The sequence below is a fragment of the Devosia marina genome, assembly GCF_009758415.1.
Lineage (GTDB): Bacteria > Pseudomonadota > Alphaproteobacteria > Rhizobiales > Devosiaceae > Devosia > Devosia marina.
The window spans coordinates 95,136-112,929 of the sequence record NZ_WQRF01000006.1 but is presented as its reverse complement, the minus strand read 5'-3'; the positions used below and the strand labels follow the sequence as shown (position 1 = coordinate 112,929).

The 17,794-nt window shown below is 63.0% G+C and carries 17 protein-coding genes and 1 riboswitch; of the genes, 6 read left to right on the top strand and 11 right to left on the bottom strand.

Going from position 1 to position 17,794, the window contains the following annotated elements; translation table 11 throughout:
• Positions 1–187: 187 nt before the first annotated feature.
• The gene (locus GO014_RS15730) at positions 188–1,081 is read left to right on the top strand and encodes a cation diffusion facilitator family transporter (RefSeq protein ID WP_157291239.1); all 894 of its coding nucleotides are present in this window, start codon (positions 188–190) and stop codon (positions 1,079–1,081) included.
• A gap of 40 nt (positions 1,082–1,121) precedes the next feature.
• Positions 1,122–1,592: a hypothetical protein gene (locus GO014_RS15725; RefSeq protein ID WP_157291238.1), complete on the top strand. Its 471-nt coding sequence runs from the start codon at positions 1,122–1,124 to the stop codon at positions 1,590–1,592.
• On the opposite strand, the gene cobO is transcribed toward GO014_RS15725, so the two are convergent.
• The 5 genes from cobO to GO014_RS15700 form a co-directional block, all read right to left on the bottom strand.
• Entirely contained in the window at positions 1,589–2,230 is a 642-nt protein-coding gene (gene cobO / locus GO014_RS15720; protein ID WP_246204666.1) for a cob(I)yrinic acid a,c-diamide adenosyltransferase, read from the bottom strand. The genes GO014_RS15725 and cobO overlap by 4 nt on opposite strands.
• Positions 2,227–6,099 carry a cobaltochelatase subunit CobN gene (gene cobN, locus GO014_RS15715; RefSeq protein WP_157291237.1) on the bottom strand — a complete coding sequence of 1,291 codons (3,873 nt, stop codon included), beginning with the start codon at positions 6,097–6,099 and terminating at the stop codon, positions 2,227–2,229. The genes cobO and cobN overlap by 4 nt, the downstream gene beginning before the upstream one ends.
• Before the next feature lie 3 nt (positions 6,100–6,102).
• Positions 6,103–7,152 (bottom strand): cobalamin biosynthesis protein CobW, encoded by a 1,050-nt coding sequence (gene cobW, locus GO014_RS15710; RefSeq protein ID WP_157291236.1) that lies wholly within the window; start codon positions 7,150–7,152, stop codon positions 6,103–6,105.
• Positions 7,153–7,222: 70 nt separating this feature from the next.
• On the bottom strand, positions 7,223–7,894 hold the full coding sequence (locus tag GO014_RS15705; protein WP_157291235.1) for an energy-coupling factor ABC transporter permease: 672 nt from the start codon (positions 7,892–7,894) through the stop codon (positions 7,223–7,225).
• 149 nt (positions 7,895–8,043) lie between these two features.
• Positions 8,044–8,264, bottom strand: a riboswitch (cobalamin riboswitch).
• A gap of 31 nt (positions 8,265–8,295) precedes the next feature.
• Positions 8,296–8,895, bottom strand: coding sequence for a hypothetical protein (locus GO014_RS15700; protein ID WP_157291234.1), 600 nt, complete (start codon positions 8,893–8,895; stop codon positions 8,296–8,298).
• 99 nt (positions 8,896–8,994) lie between these two features.
• Between GO014_RS15700 and GO014_RS15695 the strand changes: the two genes are divergently transcribed.
• Positions 8,995–9,249, top strand: a complete 255-nt coding sequence (locus GO014_RS15695) for a DUF2164 domain-containing protein (RefSeq protein ID WP_157291233.1) — start codon at positions 8,995–8,997, stop codon at positions 9,247–9,249.
• Between the two features lie 50 nt (positions 9,250–9,299).
• Here GO014_RS15695 and aztD read toward each other — a convergent pair whose 3' ends face one another.
• Entirely contained in the window at positions 9,300–10,481 is a 1,182-nt protein-coding gene (aztD, locus tag GO014_RS15690) for a zinc metallochaperone AztD (protein WP_157291232.1), read from the bottom strand.
• Positions 10,482–10,777: 296 nt separating this feature from the next.
• Positions 10,778–11,782 carry a zinc ABC transporter substrate-binding protein gene (locus tag GO014_RS15685; protein WP_157291231.1) on the bottom strand — a complete coding sequence of 335 codons (1,005 nt, stop codon included), beginning with the start codon at positions 11,780–11,782 and terminating at the stop codon, positions 10,778–10,780.
• Between the two features lie 194 nt (positions 11,783–11,976).
• Between GO014_RS15685 and GO014_RS15680 the strand changes: the two genes are divergently transcribed.
• From GO014_RS15680 to GO014_RS15670, 3 genes are read left to right on the top strand one after another with little or no spacing between them, the layout of a single operon-like run.
• The gene (locus tag GO014_RS15680) at positions 11,977–12,795 is read left to right on the top strand and encodes an ATP-binding cassette domain-containing protein (protein WP_157291230.1); all 819 of its coding nucleotides are present in this window, start codon (positions 11,977–11,979) and stop codon (positions 12,793–12,795) included.
• Positions 12,785–13,603, top strand: coding sequence for a metal ABC transporter permease (locus GO014_RS15675; protein ID WP_157291263.1), 819 nt, complete (start codon positions 12,785–12,787; stop codon positions 13,601–13,603). Before GO014_RS15680 ends, GO014_RS15675 begins: the two co-directional genes overlap by 11 nt.
• Positions 13,587–14,006 carry a Fur family transcriptional regulator gene (locus GO014_RS15670; protein WP_425482090.1) on the top strand — a complete coding sequence of 140 codons (420 nt, stop codon included), beginning with the start codon at positions 13,587–13,589 and terminating at the stop codon, positions 14,004–14,006. Before GO014_RS15675 ends, GO014_RS15670 begins: the two co-directional genes overlap by 17 nt.
• A 43-nt stretch (positions 14,007–14,049) precedes the next feature.
• On the opposite strand, the gene rsmD is transcribed toward GO014_RS15670, so the two are convergent.
• The 4 genes from rsmD to lspA form a co-directional block, all read right to left on the bottom strand.
• Positions 14,050–14,604 carry a 16S rRNA (guanine(966)-N(2))-methyltransferase RsmD gene (gene rsmD, locus GO014_RS15665; RefSeq protein WP_157291229.1) on the bottom strand — a complete coding sequence of 185 codons (555 nt, stop codon included), beginning with the start codon at positions 14,602–14,604 and terminating at the stop codon, positions 14,050–14,052.
• A gap of 6 nt (positions 14,605–14,610) precedes the next feature.
• Positions 14,611–16,326, bottom strand: a complete 1,716-nt coding sequence (locus tag GO014_RS15660) for a pseudouridine synthase (RefSeq protein WP_179952992.1) — start codon at positions 16,324–16,326, stop codon at positions 14,611–14,613.
• Between the two features lie 125 nt (positions 16,327–16,451).
• Entirely contained in the window at positions 16,452–17,144 is a 693-nt protein-coding gene (locus GO014_RS15655; protein ID WP_157291227.1) for a hypothetical protein, read from the bottom strand.
• A gap of 87 nt (positions 17,145–17,231) precedes the next feature.
• Entirely contained in the window at positions 17,232–17,768 is a 537-nt protein-coding gene (gene lspA, locus GO014_RS15650; RefSeq protein ID WP_343030988.1) for a signal peptidase II, read from the bottom strand.
• Positions 17,769–17,794 lie beyond the last annotated feature (26 nt).

Genomic DNA, 17,794 nt, shown 5'->3' with positions numbered 1-17,794 from the left:
TCACGGGAACGCTGCGCTATCATTGCTTCTAGGCCGAGCAAAGTTCTTGGTCAATCAAAGGCTTGGCCCCGGCGCCGACAGAATGACCCGCAGTTACGAATGCTTCTGAAAATCGTTCGCAAATACAATGACTTGCGACCGGACGGCGGGTCCGCTATGGCCAGTATTCCAGACCAAGGAGAGCACAATGGCGGCCAACCGCACCCTGGCCATCGCCGCGTCCAGCATTCTGGTGGGGCTGATCGTTCTGGGGCTCAAATTCCTGGCCTGGTGGCTGACCGGCTCAATCGCGCTTTACTCCGACGCGCTGGAATCCATCGTCAATGTCGTGACCGCCATGGGTGCGCTGATCGCGGTGCGCCTAGCACAGCGCCCGGCCGATGCCAGCCTGCCCTATGGCTATCATAAGGCCGAATATTTCTCCGCCGTACTGGTGGGGGTGATGATTATCGTTGCCGCCATCCTGATTTTGCGCGAAGCCATCATGGGCTTTCTGGCGCCGGAGATGCCGACAGCACCCATGCAGGGGTTGGCGATCAGCGGCGTGGCAACAGCGATAAACCTGGTCTGGGCCTTTGTGCTGCTACGCCAGGGAAATGCCGCGAAGTCGCCGGCGATTGCGGCCGATGGCAAACATCTGATGACCGATGTGATCTCGACCTTCGGCGTGCTGGCTGGGCTGGCGCTGGTCTATGCCACCGGCTGGGCGCAGTTGGACGCCGTGTTGGCCGCACTGGTTGCGCTCAATATCCTTTGGTCCGGCTGGGGCGTCATCCGGGACAGCGTGGGCGGGTTAATGGATGTGGCCGTTCCCGGCGAGACGCAAAAAACCATACGCGAAGTGATCGCAACCAGCGCCGACGGGGCGATCGAAGCACACGACATCCGTACACGACAGGCCGGCAAGATGACCTTTATCGACTTTCACCTCGTCGTGCCCGGCGCAATGAGCGTGGACGACGCCCACGGCATCTGCGACCGCATTGAAGGCCAGTTGCGCAAGGCGGTCCGGGATGTGCAGATCACTATCCATGTCGAGCCGGAAGACAAAGCCAAGCACGCCGGAATTGTTGTTCTCTGAGCGGCTTGCCCGGTGGGGGAAGGACAGGCACAGTGCTGCCATGCGCTATCTGATCGCCATCGCCCTGCTCCTGGTTGCCGCCCCCGCAATGGCGCAGTTCTGGACGCATTATACGAACGAACGCTACGGCTACGAGCTTGATATCCCGCCCAGCTTTGAAGGCGGGGGCGAAAGCGACAATGGCGACGGGCAGGCCTTTTACCGGCCGAAGTCAGAGCAGGTCCTTACTGTCTGGGGCGGCCATCTTCTGGAGAATTTCGAAGCCGAGGTCGCACAGCGGCAACGCTTCGCCAACGAGCAAAACTGGGCGATCACCTACCAGGCCTCAACACCGCAATGGGCGGTGTTCTCTGGCCAACGCGATCACCGCATTTTCTATCAGCGCATGATCCCACTCTGCGACGGGGCCAGCTATGCCGCTTACCGGATCGAATACAATGTTCGTGATCTGGCAGCGATGGAAGGCATTATCGACGGACTGACGCGATCTTTCATGCCAATGGGCTGCTAAAACTCGATGCCCTTCTGCGCTTTAACGCCGGCCCGGAAATGGTGTTTGATTTCGGTCATTTCGGTGACCAGATCGGCGATTTCGATCAACTCGTCCTTGGCATTGCGGCCAGTGACGATAACGTGCTTTTCAACTGGCTTGCTGTGCAGTGTCTCAACCACTTCCTCGAGCGGCAGGTAGTCGTAGCGCAGGCAGATATTGAGCTCATCGAGCAAAACCATATCGTAGGCCGAGTCAGCGATAAGCGCCTTGGCCTGATCCCAGGCCTTTCGGGCGGCCGCTAGATCGCGCTGCCGGTCGGCAACGTCCCAAGTGAATCCCTCGCCCATGGCATTGATGGTCACCTGATCGGGGAACTTGTCGAGTACGTCGCGTTCCCCGGTATTCCACACGCCTTTGACGAACTGCACCACGCCGACGCGCATGCCATTGCCCAGGGCCCGGAACACCATGCCGAAGGCCGCCGTCGACTTTCCCTTGCCCTTGCCGGTATGGACGATGAGCAGGCCCTTTTCCTCGGTCTTGGTGGACAGGATCTTGTCACGCGCCGCCTTCTTTTTCTTCATCTTTTCGGCGTGATAGGCGTCGCGCTCCGCCTCGGTCATGAGGTCGGTTTTCTTGACGGGTTTTTCAGTCATGCGAGGCGCTCCAGATAGGCGAAGGCGGAATTGGATCGTGGCGACCAGAGGCCGCGCCGGCGGGCGTCGTTCAGCTTAGCGAGCAGTTCGTCATAGCCGAAACGATTGACCTCAATCAGCCATTCGCGCACGGCATCGTCCTCGACAAAAGCCTCGAAAGCGAGGTCGAAATGATGCGTTTTCACCGCGCCGGTGGTGGCTGCGAAGGCGAACATGAAATCGACCGTGGCTATCATCTCGAAGGCACCGCGATAGCCGTGGCGCTGCATGCCCGCGATCCACTTGGGATTGACCACGCGCGAGCGCATGACGTGGCTGACTTCCTCGTCCAGCGTGCGGATTTTCGGCGTTTCCGGACGGGAATGGTCATTGTGATAGGCGGCGGGCTTGTGGCCGGAGAGGGTCTCGGCCGCGACCGACAGGCCACCCTCGAACTGGTAGTAGTTGTCGCTGTCGAGCAGATCGTGCTCGCGATTATCCTGATTGTGAATGACGGCGTCGATCTGGCCCAGGCGGGCGCGGAAACGATCCTGCATGGCTAGTCCCTCGGCAGTTGCGCCATAGGCATATTGGCCCCATGAAACGGCCTGATGGGCGAGTTCGGCCTTGTCCGACCAGGCGCCATTGTCGATCAACTGACCCAGGCCGGCGCCATAAGTCCCTGGCCTGGAGCCGAAAATCCGGGCACCGGCTTCCAGGGCTGATGCGCTTTCCGACTTGCCAGATGCCATCAAGCCCAGCGCCTCGGCGCGCATGCGGGCGGCGAGTGGGTTGTCGTCTTCCGGCTCGTCCAGCGCACCGATGGCGCGAACGGCCCGGTCGAACAGGGCGATCTGGGCCGGGAAGGCATCGCGGAAAAAGCCGGAGATGCGCAGGGTCACGTCAACGCGGGGGCGGCCAAGTTTGGCCAGCGGGATGATTTCATAGCCCGAGACGCGCAGCGAGCCCGGGTCCCAAGTGGGGCGCGCGCCAATGAGGGCAAGCGCCTGGGCGATATCGTCCCCGCCGGTGCGCATATTGGCCGTGCCCCAGACCGAGAGGGCGACGGCGCGGAGGTGTTGACCATGGTCCTGCAGATGGCGCAGGGCCAGACTCTCGGCCGATTTTCTGCCGAGTTCCCAGGCACTGGGAGTGGGGACGGCACGGGCATCAACCGAGTAGAAATTGCGGCCCGTGGGCAGGACGTCAAGGCGGCCGCGTGAGGGAGCGCCGGAGGGGCCGGGGACAATGAACTTGCCGTCGAGCGCGTCGAGAAAAGCCTGCATTTCTGCAGGTCCCGAGGCGGCAAGGCGGGGCTGGATAATGGTTTCGACAGTGTCGAGAACGGCGCGGGTCGCGGACCAGTCGGGCGGGCAAGTGCGCGTGCCAGCGACGAGGTCGGCGGCGATGATTTCGAGTTGCTCGACCATGTCGCCAACCCGACGCACCCTTCCCTGCATGGAAGTCGGGGCGTCCAGTGATGGCCCGGTCCAGGGGTTGCCCAGCTTGGCGGTGAGCGGGTCGAAACCGAGTTTCAGATCATCGGCGAGGGCGCGAATGAGCGAGTTATCCCCGGCCGCTTCCCCTCGGGGTATTCTGGCCAATGCGACGGCGAGGTCTCGCGCGAAGCCTCCCGCGGGCGATGACCCGAACACATGCAGACCGTCGCGTATCTGGGCTTCCTTCAAATCGCAGAGGAAGTTGTCGATCTTGATCAGGGCTTCGGTGTCGCCTTCGGGCAGACCGATGTCCTGGTCGAGGCGACTGTCGCGGGTGAAATCGAGAATGCGACGCTTGAGATCGGCGAGGCGGCGGCGATCCATGCCGGAGGCGGCGTAATATTCATCAAGCAGGGCCTCCAGATCTTTAAGCGGCCCATAAGTCTCGGCGCGCGTGAGCGGGGGCACCAGATGGTCGATGATGACAGCACCTGTGCGGCGCTTGGCCTGGGTGCCCTCGCCGGGATCATTGACGATGAAGGGATAAAGATGCGGCAGCTGGCCCCAGAGCGCATCTGGATAGCAATCGGCATCGAGCGCCGCCGACTTACCGGGCAGCCATTCAAGCGTGCCATGCTTGCCATTGTGGACGAGCGCATGGGCACCGAACTCGTGACGCAGCCAGAGATAGGCGGCGACATAGGCGTGCGGCGGCACCAGGGCCGGATCGTGATAGCTCTCGGTTTCGTCCAGATGATAGCCGCGGGCGGGCTGGAGCATGAGAACCACATTGCCGAAGCGATGGGCGGGCAGGTGGAAAGCGTTGTCCCTGATGAAGGGATCCGTTGCCGGATCGCCCCAGCGGGCGGTGACCGCGTCCTGAATTTCGGCGGGTAGCGCGGCGAAGAGTTCGATGTAGCGTCGGAGCGGCAGGACAGCGCCGGAATGACAGCGTTGGGGATTGGCGTTGGTGGGCCCGGATTGCAGGCAGGCGACGAGGTCGGTGGAAGTTTTAGGGTAGGCCGCACGGCCTGCGGCCGCCGCGCAATCGTACCCCGCCCTATCCAGCGCCATCAGCATCTGAACGGTCGATTCGGGCGCGTCGTAGCCGACGCCGTTGGCAAGTCGTCCGTCGCGGATGGGATAGTTGGCGAGGACGAAAGCAACTTTGCGATCTGCGCGGGGGGTGCCCCGGAGGCGAGCCCAGTTGAAGGCGAGATCGACGGCGCGCCTGACGCCCCCTTGGTCGGGGGTATAAGCAGAAAGCGGGCACTGGGTGCGCTCATGCCAAACCGCGTCGGCCTTATGGCCCACCAGAAGGCCGCCAATACGGCCATCAACTTCGGGCATGACGAGATACATCGCCATGTCTTTGGATGAGAGGCCCTGCGGGTCGGCTGCCCATTGGCCCATGGAACGGCCAGTCTGGATGAGCTGGATCACCGGGGCATCGGTGCCGGCGAAGGGGTTTGATGCCTCATCGAGATCGGCAACCCCGAGGGCGAAAGCGGTGAGATTGAAAATGGCGGCAGGAGGGAAATCGGCGAAGACCTGCTGCACGAAGGCGATGCAGCCCGCTTCCTTGAGCGAAGACACGACGATGGGCACCGGGGTGAGGCCACGGGCTTCCAGTTCGGCAATGAGGGCCTCGAGCGTGGCGGTGCCAGCGCCCTCAAGAGCGGCGCGGTAGAAGAGGATGGGGATGTGGGGCGTTGCATCGAAGTACCCCCTCCCGGCCTCCCCCTTACAGGGGGAGGTGTCGGCCGGTGGCCGTTCGTGGGTGGCGCGAAGACCCGCTTCATCGGTCATGCCGGTTCTTGGGTGCCAGAGGCCGAAGCGGGGGAAGGGGTGCGGGGCGCTTCCTCCGTCCAGTCGAGCGTAGCTCTCCTGGCCTTCTTGCCTCAAATCGCTCCGCTGGAGCGATTTGCCCTGCGGGACAGCTCGAAGCCCCTCAAGGGGGAGGGTGGGCAGGACCGCCAGTCTCGAGAATGCCTGCAGAATTGCATCGGCATTGTCGGGGCCGCCGGCGATGAAGAATTGGTGCAGGCTCGTCCAATCGTCGGGGTGAATGGTCGAGCGCGATTGCAGGATCGGATCGGGATTGGCGTCGCCGGGGAGGAGTGCCAGCGGGATATTGTTGTTCGCACAAAGGGCCGTCAGTTCGTCCACGCCATACTGAAAATAGGCCGCGCCGCCGATGAGGCGGAGCACGACCAGCCTGGCATGAGCGACGGTTTGCTCCAGCCACATATCGACGGACAAATTGTTGGTGAGGCGCAGCGTATTGGCGAGGCGTAGTCCGGTCTCCCCTGCCCGGTCTGCGGCGCCCGCCAGCATGGCCAGTTCGCTGTCTGCCGAGGATGCGAAGACGTAGTCCCCGGGGGACTGGGCGAGGTCGATGGCCTCGCCCTCCTGCTGGATCGCGCCAGCCTGGGCGGAGAGGAGGTGCATGGATCAGGCCGCCGCCTGCTCCAGACTGGCCGTGATCGCCGCGCGATCCAGCGGCTGTTCGCCGATGACGACGAGCGAGGTCACCTTGGGCTCGCCGGGTTTCCAGGGCCGGTCGAAATAGGCGGTGACGCGGGGGCCCACGGCCTGGATGGCGAGGCGGGCCGCCGCACCAGGGACGGCGGCAAAGCCCTTCAGCCGAAGGACATCGTGGGCCTTGATGGTGCGCTCAATGGTGGCCAGCAGATGATCCTTGTCCTGAATGGACGGCAGGGTCAGCGAGAAGCTGTCGAAATCGTCGTGCTCATGGGTTTCACCGCCATGCTCCAGCTCGTGGTGGCTGGGGCGATTGGCGATGTCGTCCTCTGAGGACATGCCCATGCCGAGGAGCGCGGTGATATCGACATGCCCATTGGCGGCCCGGATGACACCAACGCCGGGCCTGAGTTCGGCCCGAATATTGGCTTCCACCACATCGAGCATGGTTGGATCGACCAGGTCGGTCTTGTTGATGACGATCATGTCGGCGGCGGAAAGCTGGTCCTCGAACAATTCCCCGAGAGGGGTTTCGTGATCGAGCATTTCGTCCTGCCGGCGCTGGGCATCCACCGCGGCCTCGTCACTGGCAAAGCGGCCTTCTGCGAGGGCAGCGGCATCGGCCACTGTGACAACGCCGTCAATGGTGACCTGGGCCTTGATCTCTGGCCAGTTGAAGGCGCGGATCAGTGGTTGGGGCAGCGCCAGACCCGAGGTTTCAATGACGATGTGATCGAACTTGTCCTCGCGGGCCAGCAGCGCCTGCATGGTGGGAATGAACTCGTCGGCCACGGTGCAGCAGATGCAGCCATTGGAGAGTTCGACCATGTCCTCCTCACGGCAGGTTTCATCGCCACAGCCGGCCAGGATGTCCTTGTCGACGCCCAGATCACCGAATTCGTTGATGATCAGGGCAATGCGCTTGCCCTTGGGCGCGTGGGCCAGCATGTGGCGCACCAGCGTGGTTTTTCCAGCACCGAGAAATCCGGTGATGACGGTGGTGGGAATCTTGGTGGTCATATCGGGTCCGCCTGCATGAAGAAGACGCGCCTCCCAAAAGGATGCGCGCCTTGAGGATTGAAACGGTGGATCAAGCGTAGAGGCGCGGCGTGACGAGACCCGTTTTTGCCAGGCCCCGCGCCAGCTTGGCACCGGCCAGAACCGCCAGGTCGACCAGTGGTTCGAGCAGCACGACCAGCATGTAAGCGCCGCCAAAAGTGACAATGGAGGTGAGGTTTTCAGCGCCGAAGCCCTGGCCATAGAGGGCCCAGAAACCCACCCAGACGACAACGCCGCCCTGGTAGGTCGTCGACAGCGCAAGGGCCTGGCCGTAGCGCAGATCGACATAGGCGGTGCCGGGCGCGATGATACGATCGGCCAGGAACTTGATTGCGACCAGTGGCGCCACCAGCGTCGTCACGTTGGCGAAATATTGCGGCAGATCAAATGGCGCAAAAAACAGTCCTTGAAGCAGCAGCCCAATCGCCAGGCCGATGGCGGCCGGTGCCGCGCCAAAGACCAGCAGCAGGGTCGAGCCGAGGATGAAATGTACCTCGCTGATGCCTACGGGGAAGTGCGGGAAAATTTCAAAGAATGTGAAGACGGCGGCAGAAGCCAGCACGGTTCGAGCCGCCAGGGAAGCAGCGCCACGCTCGCCGACGGCATCGGTGGCAAATTTGACCGTCATGGCGCCGGCGGCGGCAGCGGTACCATAGGCAAGCAGCATTTTTTCGGGGGATACGAGTTCGGGTTCGATATGCATGATCAAGTGTCCAGAATCGGAATGATGAGGATGTGGGAACAGCGCGCAATGGTGCTCTCGCAGCATGGCGCATGGGACTCCGGGTCCCGTACCAGGGTTAGCCGGACGGCTTGAACATCTTGGCCTCCATCTGTCCCACCGACAGTCGAGCAATCGATCAGAGGCTGGCAGGTCTCCTGGCTCACGGGTCAATGTGCCGCTCCACCTTCCCAATCTCCCAAGGCAGATCAGTGGCTTTTCTGGAGGGCACTCGCCGCTTACAGTTGCGGGGGCAGCCACGGATTTGGTCCCTGATGGGTACGCCGCACCGTGTTCCCTTTTGATCCCGTTGCGCCCTTGCGCGCGGGGAACCAACCTGAAACCAGTGTTAGGCGCAGCCAGGCCACCGGTCAATGGCGGGCTTACTCGCGATAGTCGGGATGGGGGTAGCTGACAAAGACCAGATCGACCCGGGCATTGACCTGTTCAAGCAAGGGGTTGGTCGATTGCACCGGGCGGTCGCCGATAATTTCGTCCACCTCGAGCCCTTCTGGATAGTTTTCGGGGCTGAAGGTGACGCCGACCGCGCAGCCGCCGGGGAGGTTGGACAGAGCCCCTGCTTCGAAACCGGCATGGCCGCCATAGTCCCAGCCGAAACCGCTCAGGGTGAAGGGCGCGCCATTGAGCGCTTCGACTTGAGCCACACTCATTCCGTAGCGCACGCCACCGGGACCAGTCATTTTAGGCGGCAGTTCGACATAGCTGAGATCGGTGCGCGCCTCTTCGTTCCACCAGACAAATTGCAGCCGCCGTTTGGCGCTGTCGGGATAGACCTCGGTGGCAAGCATCTCGGTGCCCTCCGGGCCGGGCACAATGCCGGTGCGGACATTTTCGGCGCCATAGATCCCAATCAGCCTAGCTTCGGAGGAATCGATGGCAAAGGCGTCTTCGCAGGCAATCTCGAGAGCAGCAGCCGGGCTGGTCATCAGCAGCAGAGGCAAGAGGCACAGGCGCAATGTCATGGTGTGATCTCCTCCATTGGCGCCAGATTGGCTCAAACGCACGTCCACAACAAGGAGCGACTCGCTTAATGAACGGGACCAGAAGCAGGGAGCAATGTCATGAAACCGATTACCTTCAGCCGCGAGGAAACCAAGGCCATAGTCGGAGAGATCCAGGACTATTTCCGCGAGGAGCTGGACCAGTCGATCGGCGCCATTCCGGCGGAGCTCCTGATGCAGTTCTTCGCCGAGAAGATGGGCGCCTATTTCTACAATCGCGGCCTTTATGACGTGCAGGCGCTGGTCAGGAAAAAGATCGACGATGTCAGCGACGAGATATTCTCGCTTGAGCAGGTGACCAAGCACGCACGCTGATTGCGCAGGCCTGCTCCGGCGCACCGGAGCAGGCTCGATCCAAGCTGGTTTTAGTGCTCGGTCCCTGAACCACCGACGGCGACGATGGTATAGGGCAGGCCTTCAACGCTGAGCTCGCGGGTGATTTCGAAGCTTCCGGCATCGACCAGATGCACCTTGCCGGCCAGCGGGTCGGTGACGGCAATGACGTCGCCGGCGACAACCAGGCGGGGGCGCGGCAGACTCCATTCGCCATCCATGGAATAGGGCTCGGTGATGTTCACGGACCTGGTGATCTCGCCCTTGAGCACGTCGAGCTGACGAAGCTGGCCATCCTCGGTGAAGATGTAAGCGAATTTGGGCCGTACCGGATCGGTGACGAAATGCACCCGGCGGGTGGGGAGGTCGATCAGCCGATAGGGCTCGGCTTCGGCGGGATCGATGATGACCAGCTTGTCGGCGCCGTAATTGCCCAGGAAGTATTGCAGCCCCTGCCCGCCAATCAGCGTGGTCACCTTACCCTGGGGAAGGCCCGCATAGTCGAGCTTTTCGATTGTGGGCGCATCTGAGCCGGAGACGATCAGCAGACCATCGCCGCAGCCGACCGCGACGAGATTGCCCGAACCCGCCTCGCCATGCAGATCCGGGCACGGATAGGTTTCACCCACCTGATCGCCATTCGCGTCGAGCACGTCGAGGCCGAGACGTGGCTTTTTCTCGTTATCGGCATCGGCGGTCGAGACGAGCGTGTAATCGCCCCAGGGGATGGCCACGCCGTGATGAGCGGTGCCGCTGTCCAGTTCGGACGTTACGAGCTCGCCGCCATGTGCCCAGTCATGTGCACTGAACAGATTAACCAGGCCCGAGCCGTCGAAGAATACGGCGACCTTGCCGTCGTGCTCGACGAAATGGGCGGGTTTCTCGCCGGTGAGCACAGCCTCGACCAGGGACGGCGCGGTGATCTCGATATCGCCGTGGTCACCGTGATCGTCCACGGCAATCCCTGCGTCTATGGCCGAGACCTGATTGCCGGCGCCTTGCACGGCCAAGACAGCGCCATCTGTGGTGTAGAGACTGGCCGAGCTGGCCATCGGAAAGGTGGCAATGGCTTCGCCGGTATCGAGGTCCAGCGCCGTCACCTGTGGCGCAGTATGATCGCCGATGAACAGGCGCCAGGCGCTGGTTTCATCAGCAAAGGCGGGGACGCTGAGCACCGTGGCGGCGAGCAGCGCCAGGGAGAAGGTCTTGTGCATATCAAACTCCGGTATGTTAGCACATTACATCGTAGGAGGCGCGAATGGACGGGATTAGGTCGTGGGAGGAATGTGTTTGGGAAATGGAGAGCTTTTGGGTGGCGGGCTGTGGGGGCAGGTCTGACGCGTGACCGCTCAGGCGGTGACAAGGTGTACTTGGCCTCAAGACGCCAGGTGTCGCCATGTTCGGATGTGGACATAGCGCAGGCCCACCCTCCTGACACGCTCAGGATAGGCCCCGGTCTGCGCCGGGGAGACATTGATCGTGGCGAGGATTTTCGGTCAGCCCGCGACCTTTACCCCAGGCACTCGACCAGCCCATCGGCGAGGCTGCGCAAGAGCGCGTGATAGAGGTCGGCCCCCTCGGTCAGGGCACTGCCCTCGGGATCCAGCGTACCCGCCTGGGCAGTTGTGCCTTCAACGATGGTGCGGACGATGGCCGGCTCGAAATTGGGTTCGGCAAAGACGCAGGTGGCGCCCAGCTCGTCCACCCTGGACCGCAATTCGTCGATGCGCGCGGCGCCAGGCATGGCTTCGGGCGAGACGGTGACCGTGCCGGCGACCATCAGGCCAAAGCGGTTCTCGAAATACTGGTAGGCATCGTGAAAGACGATGAAGGGCTTATCGGCGACCGGCGCCAGGGTGGCCGTCAGTTCGGCGGAGAGGGCGTCCAACCGGGCCGCTTCGGCCTCGGCATTGGCGGCGTAAGCGGCGGCATTGTCGGGATCGGCGGCGGAGAGCGTCTGAGCGATATGGGCGACCATCAGCCTGGCGTTTTCGGGGTCGAGCCAGAAATGCATGTCGCCGTTCCCTTCGGCATGATCGTGCCCCTCGTGATCGTCACCCTCGTGCTCACCATGGCCATGTTCATCGGCATCATCGTGACCGTCGTCCTCATGGTCCCCGTCGTGCGGGTCTTCTCCCTCATGCATATGCGCCTCAAAGGCCCCACCTTCGCGGATAGGCAGCAATGCGATGCCGGGGGCTTCGGCCAGCTCGACCACATGGGCATTGGTGGACAAGGTCTCGAGTGCTTCGGCCAGGAAAAGCTCCATGCCATGCCCAGTCCAGAAGACGATGTCGGCTGCCTCAAGAGCTGCCGCATCGGATGGACGGAGCGAATAGGTGTGCGGGGAGGCGGCGCCTTTGACGATGAGGGCAGGCGCTCCAACATCACCCATGACGGCGGAAACGAGCGAGTGAACGGGCTTGGTTGACGCCACGACAGCGGGGGCAGCGAATGCCGTGCCGGTCAGTAGCAGGGTTGCGAAGGCGGCGAGAGGGAGGGTGAATCTTGTCATGGTCTGGCCTCTTGGCAACGGAAGGGTCGAGAACGATATGTTATGTTATTACGCTTGCAGCAGCGTTATGCTATAACGTATTGATTGGCGTCAAGACGGGTTGTTGGGCTTTTTTGGTCGCGTAGGCGAAGGGGCCACCAACCGCCACCGACCTCCCCCGAAGCAGTGGGAGGAGCGAAGGAAACCTGAATTTCATGCATGACCATCGGCAGAGAGAAACCCTGATCACCCTTGCCGGCGCCGGCGTGCGCAGCGGCGGGCGGGTATTGGTGGAAGGCGTGGACCTGACGATTTCACGCGGCGAGATCGTCACCCTGATCGGGCCGAACGGATCGGGCAAATCGACAACGGCCAAGATGGTGACCGGCGTCTTGCGTCCGGGCGTGGGCACCGTGACCCGCAAACCGGGCCTGACAATCGGCTATGTGCCGCAGAAGCTGGCCATTGACTGGACGCTGCCACTGACCGTTGAGCGGTTGATGACATTGACGGGACGGTTCTCACCCGGCGAGATTGAAGAAGCCCTCGAGGCGGTCGGGGCAGCACGCCTGCGCAAAGCGGCCGTGCAGGAACTTTCAGGGGGTGAGTTTCAGCGCGTGCTGTTTGCCCGAGCCATGATCCGCAAGCCTGACCTTCTGGTGCTGGACGAGCCGGTGCAAGGGGTCGACTTCTCCGGTGAAGTGGCCCTCTACCAATTGATCCGGCAGATCCGCGACAAGACGCAAGCGGGCATATTGATGATCTCGCATGACCTGCATGTGGTGATGGCCGAAACGGATACTGTCATCTGCCTCAATGGCCATGTCTGCTGCCGGGGCACACCAAATGCAGTCAAGACCAGCCCGGAATATCTGCGGCTGTTCGGCGACCGGGCGGGTTCGGCCCTGGCGATCTATGAGCATCATCACGACCATGAGCACCACGAGGATGGGTGCGTGGTCGGTGTGCATGGAGAGCATGAGCATTCCCACGGCCATCAGCACGAGCATGGAGAGCCCGGCCATGTTCGGTGATTTCTTTTCCCGCGCCCTGATTGCCGGAGTGGGTCTGGCCGCCGTGACCGGTCCGCTGGGCTGTTTCGTTGTCTGGCGCCGCATGGCCTATTTCGGCGATACCATGGCGCATTCGGCGCTGCTGGGCGTCGCCCTGTCGATCCTGCTTTCGGTCAATGTGACGCTGGGCGTCTTTGCCGTTGCGGCGCTGGTGGCGGGAGCACTGTTGCTGCTGCAGAAGCAGAACACGCTGTCGACCGATGCCCTTCTGGGGATTCTCAGCCATTCGAGCCTGGCTGTCGGGCTGGTGATTGTCGGCTTTCTGACCCAGGTGCGGATCGACCTGATGGGCTTTCTGTTCGGCGATATCCTGGCCGTCTCGGTGGAGGATATTGCGATCATCTATGGCGGGGGCATCGCCATTCTCGCCATCCTGATGCTGAACTGGCGACCGCTGCTGGCCGCAACGGTCAGTCCGGAACTGGCCGAGGCAGAAGGATTGCGCCCGGAAGTCAGCCGCATCATCCTGATGCTGCTGATGGCAAGTGTGATCGCCATTGCCATGAAGCTGGTGGGGGTTCTGCTGATCACCTCCCTCCTGATCATTCCAGCCGCCACAGCACGCCGGCTGAGTGCCACGCCGGAAATGATGGCCGCGATCGCGGCGGTGCTGGGCGGGCTTTCGGTGGTCGGCGGCTTGTTCGGGTCGCGGACCTGGGATACCGCTTCTGGACCATCCATCGTGGTGATGGCGCTGGCGCTGTTTTTACTGTCGCTGGTGGTGCCCACAGCGCGGCTGTTTGGCAGGAGGGATCACTATGGCACATGACCATGTCATGCCCACGGACCTGACCCGGAACCAGGAACTGGTGCTGGGCACGCTCAACCACGCCCCGGCTCCGCTTTCGGCCTATGACATTCTCGACCTGCTGCGCAGTGAAGGTCTGCGCGCGCCATTGCAGGTCTATCGGGCGCTGGACAAGCTGGTGGAACGCGGCCTCGCGCATCGGCTGGAATCACTCAATGCCTTCGTTGCCTGCGCAGACGAGCACTGCCATCGCAAGGGGCTGATCGCCTTTGCCATTTGCGAGGGTTGCGGCAAGGTTGATGAATTCGCCGATGCGGTGATCGAGGAGCGGCTGGGCACATGGGCAGGTACGACCGGCTTCAAGGTCGAACGGACAACCATGGAAATTCGCGGCAAATGCGCGGAGTGCCTCAAGGCGGCATGACGCACGGGCTGCCGCTTTTCTCTTCATGGCCGCATTGCAGCCGTTAGCCGAATGTCAGAAACCGCACGGCGGCCGCGCCATATTCACGGGTGTCGTCGAGCTCGAAGCCAACGGGAATGGTGACCTCGGCATTGGCGGCCTCTTCCCAGACAATGGTGGCACCGGGCGCGATCCAGCCATTGGCGGCGAGCTCGGCGAGGGCCTTTTCGCCCAGTCCCTGCCCATAGGGTGGATCGAGAAAGATCAGGTCGAACTGACCAAAGGTGCCCGGCGTGCCGAGCGCGGTGGCATCGCGGCGCAGCAGCTTGGTGATGCCGGCGGCGCCAAAGGCCTGGATGTGATCGCGAATGAGGCCGCGCGCCTCTGCCCCGGTGTCGACAAATGTGACATGGGCCGCACCGCGGGAGAGCGCCTCGAGCCCCAGGGCACCCGTGCCGGCGAACAGATCAAGCACCCGCTTGCCCTCAAGCACCGGCCCAAGCCGGGACCCGAGAATATTGAACATCGACTCGCGCGCCCGGTCCGAGGTGGGGCGGATGCTGTCATCCGTGGGGGATGACAATTGCTTGCCGCGAAATTTGCCGGCGACGATGCGCATGCGCGATCAGCCCCTCGGCTTGCGCGGGCCACTAGAGGGGCGCCCGCCTGTGGGACGTCCGCCAGTAGGCCGCGGGCCACCGGGTTTGCCTGCAAAGGGTCTGGTACCGGGACGACCGCCCGCAGGACGCGCGCCAGGCTTGCCGGCATAGGGCTTTGCCCCGCCGCCAGGCTTGCCGGCGAAAGGTTTGCGGTCACCGAAGGATTTGCCGCCTGGGCGGGCGTCGGCGCGCTGCGGGCGGTCACCATAGGGTCGCTCGCTTCGGGCCGGACGATCACTCTGGGGGCGTTCGGTACGGGGACCACGGGCCGGCTTGTCACCGTAAGGCCGCTGCGGACGATCGCCATAATCACGCTTGGGGCGATCATCGAAATTCCGCTCGGGACGCGGCCCACGGGCAGGACGCTCGCCCTGCGGACGGACAGGCTTGTCACCAAAATCGCGTTTCGGGCGGTCACCAAAGTCCTTCTTGGGACGATCGGAGAAACCGCCCCGTGCCGGCTTGTCGCCAAAACTGCGCTTTGGCCGATCCTCGAAGCCACGGTCTGTTCGCGGACCACGTGCGGGCCGGTCACCAAAGTCGCGTTTGGGGCGGTCCGCAAAGCCTCCGCGCGCCGGCTTGTCGCTATCGCGGCGGGGTGGCCGGTCGCCAAAGGACTTGCGGCCCTCGGGGCGATCGGACCGCTCGGGACGGCCGGCGGATTTGCCGAAGCTGCGGGCGGGCTGTTCATCGCGATCCCGACGCGAGCGACCGTCGCCCTTGGGCTCGAAGGCCTCAGGGGCGCGCCCATCATCCTCGAAATGGATGCGGCGCGGCCGCATCGGGCGACCCTCGTCGCGATCCCGCGCGCCGTCCCGACCCATAGGGGGGCGTGGACGCAGCGGCTGCCTGTCACGCGGGGAACGCACCGGGCGTTCATCGCGGACCGGGGCCATATCGGGCATCTCGCTTTCGAAATCGACACCGGCAGATTCGGCCAGCTTCTTGCCGAGCTGATCGCGCAGCATGCGCGCCTTGACCATCTCAACGCCCCCTTCGGCCAGATCGCCAAGCTGAAATGGTCCATAGGAAATACGGATCAGCCGGTTCACTTCGAGGCCGAGTGAGCCCAGCACGTTCTTGACTTCGCGGTTCTTGCCTTCGCGCAGGCCTAGCACCATCCAGACATTGGAACCCTGTTCGCGCTCCAGCGTGGCCGTGATCGGGCCGTATTGCACGCCATCAACAGTGATGCCGTGCTTGAGGCTGTCGAGCTGGGTCTGGGTGACCGAACCGAAGGCACGCACGCGGTAGCGGCGCAGCCAGCCGGTGGAGGGGAGCTCGAGTACGCGCTTGAGCCCGCCATCATTGGTGAGCAGCAGCAGGCCTTCGGTGTTGATATCGAGGCGGCCCACGGTCAGCACACGGGGGAGCCCCATGCGGTCGAGTTCCTCGAAGATGGTCGGGCGGCCTTCGGGGTCCTTTTCAGTCACCACCAGACCAGCCGGCTTGTTGTAGAGCCAGACGCGGGTACCCTGGCGCGCGGCGAGCGGCAGGCCATCGACCTCGATCTTGTCACGGCTGGTGACATTAAAGGCCGGGGTGAGCACGGTCTTGCCATTGACGGCTACGCGCCCGTCGGCAATCCAGCCCTCGGCATCGCGGCGGGAGCAGAGACCGGCTCGGGCAATGACTTTTGCCAGACGGTCGGCGGATTCGGGCTGTTTTGGGGTGTCGCTCATTGGAGCACTTTCTGACATGCGGGACCCATGATGCCACGAGCGGGATCGCAGTGGCGGGCGGCGCAAGAAATGAACAATGCGGCCAGAGCACTCCGGCCGCTAAACTTCAGGCAACGACAAGATTACTAGAGCTTGTCCCTATCGGTAAATTTGGCATCCTGCGAGGCGAGGCCTGTGGAATTTGGGCCTCGAGACTGCAGTGCCCGGCGCACGTCGGCGGGGCAGCGGTCATCCCGCAGGGAGACCAGTTCGCCCGAGGCGGTGCGGCAGACCAGTTGCGAATCGCCAACGCGGGTGAAGTATTCGGCCGGCGGCAGGTAGAGCGGACGCTCATTATTGGCCGTGACCGCCATGTTGGCGGCCTGCATGCGCGCTGTGAGCTGGCGCGCTTCAACCTCGGTCAGCGGGCGGCCACCCAGAGTGCGCATATCGACAACGCGGGCGTCACGCAGCAGGCGGATATCGGCCTCGCTGAGATTGGTGGTGTCGATCTGCACCGTGTCGCTGTCGGCGGGCAATTGCGCCGCGGCGACCTGGGTGCGGGGCGCTGGCAGATTGGCGTCGGATTTGGGCAGCACCAACGGGGCACGCGCGGCGGTCAGATCTTCCTTTGGCGGGTCGCCCGGGATCAGGCCGACGCCGCGGGCAGTCGTGTTCATCACTTCACGTTCGAACGTGCCGAAATCGGTCAGGGCATTGGTGCCTTCCACCGTCGTGCAGGCCGCAAGCGCAAGGCTGGCCAGCAGCGCTAAAGCGGCGAGGCCCGCGCGTGTGGCGGCAGAAATGGCAGCACCCTGCCCGGTCAATGCGATCCGCATGCAAATTCCCTTACGATATCGGCGGCCTCTATAGCGCATTCCCTGCCGTAAGACCAGATTCTGGCAGCACGATGATGAATTTGCCGCTCAGCCCGATTTAGCCGGGCGGCGGCGGAACAGGCCCAGCAGATCGACAACGAGCAGTATGACGCCCAGCGTGATGGCCACGTCTGCCAGGTTGAAAATGTAAAATGACCAACTTCCCCAATGAAAGTGGAAGAAATCGGCCACAGCCCCATAGAGGAGCCGATCGAGCGCGTTGGAGAGGGCCCCGCCCACGCAAAGGGCCAAGCCAAGCCGCACCAGGAATTCGGTGCTGCGCCACCACCAGACCGAGAGCGCCACGATGGCAACGAGCATGATCGCGCCCAGCGCCCAGACCGGCAGACCATCGAGCAGGCCATAGGAAATGCCAGTATTCCAGACCAGAACATAGTCGAAGAACGGCGTGACGCTGAGCAATTCACCGCCGCGCCAGCCGGTCATCGTGATCGGCTCGAAGAAATAGGGGACGCTGACGCAGGCGGCCTGACCAATGGCGTAGCATTCGGCGGCGATGTGGTAGGCCTTTTGCGCGCGATCCAGCCCAAAGGCGATGACCGCCACCATGAGGGAGGCGATCACCGAAATGTCAAAGCGGCGCAAGGTGG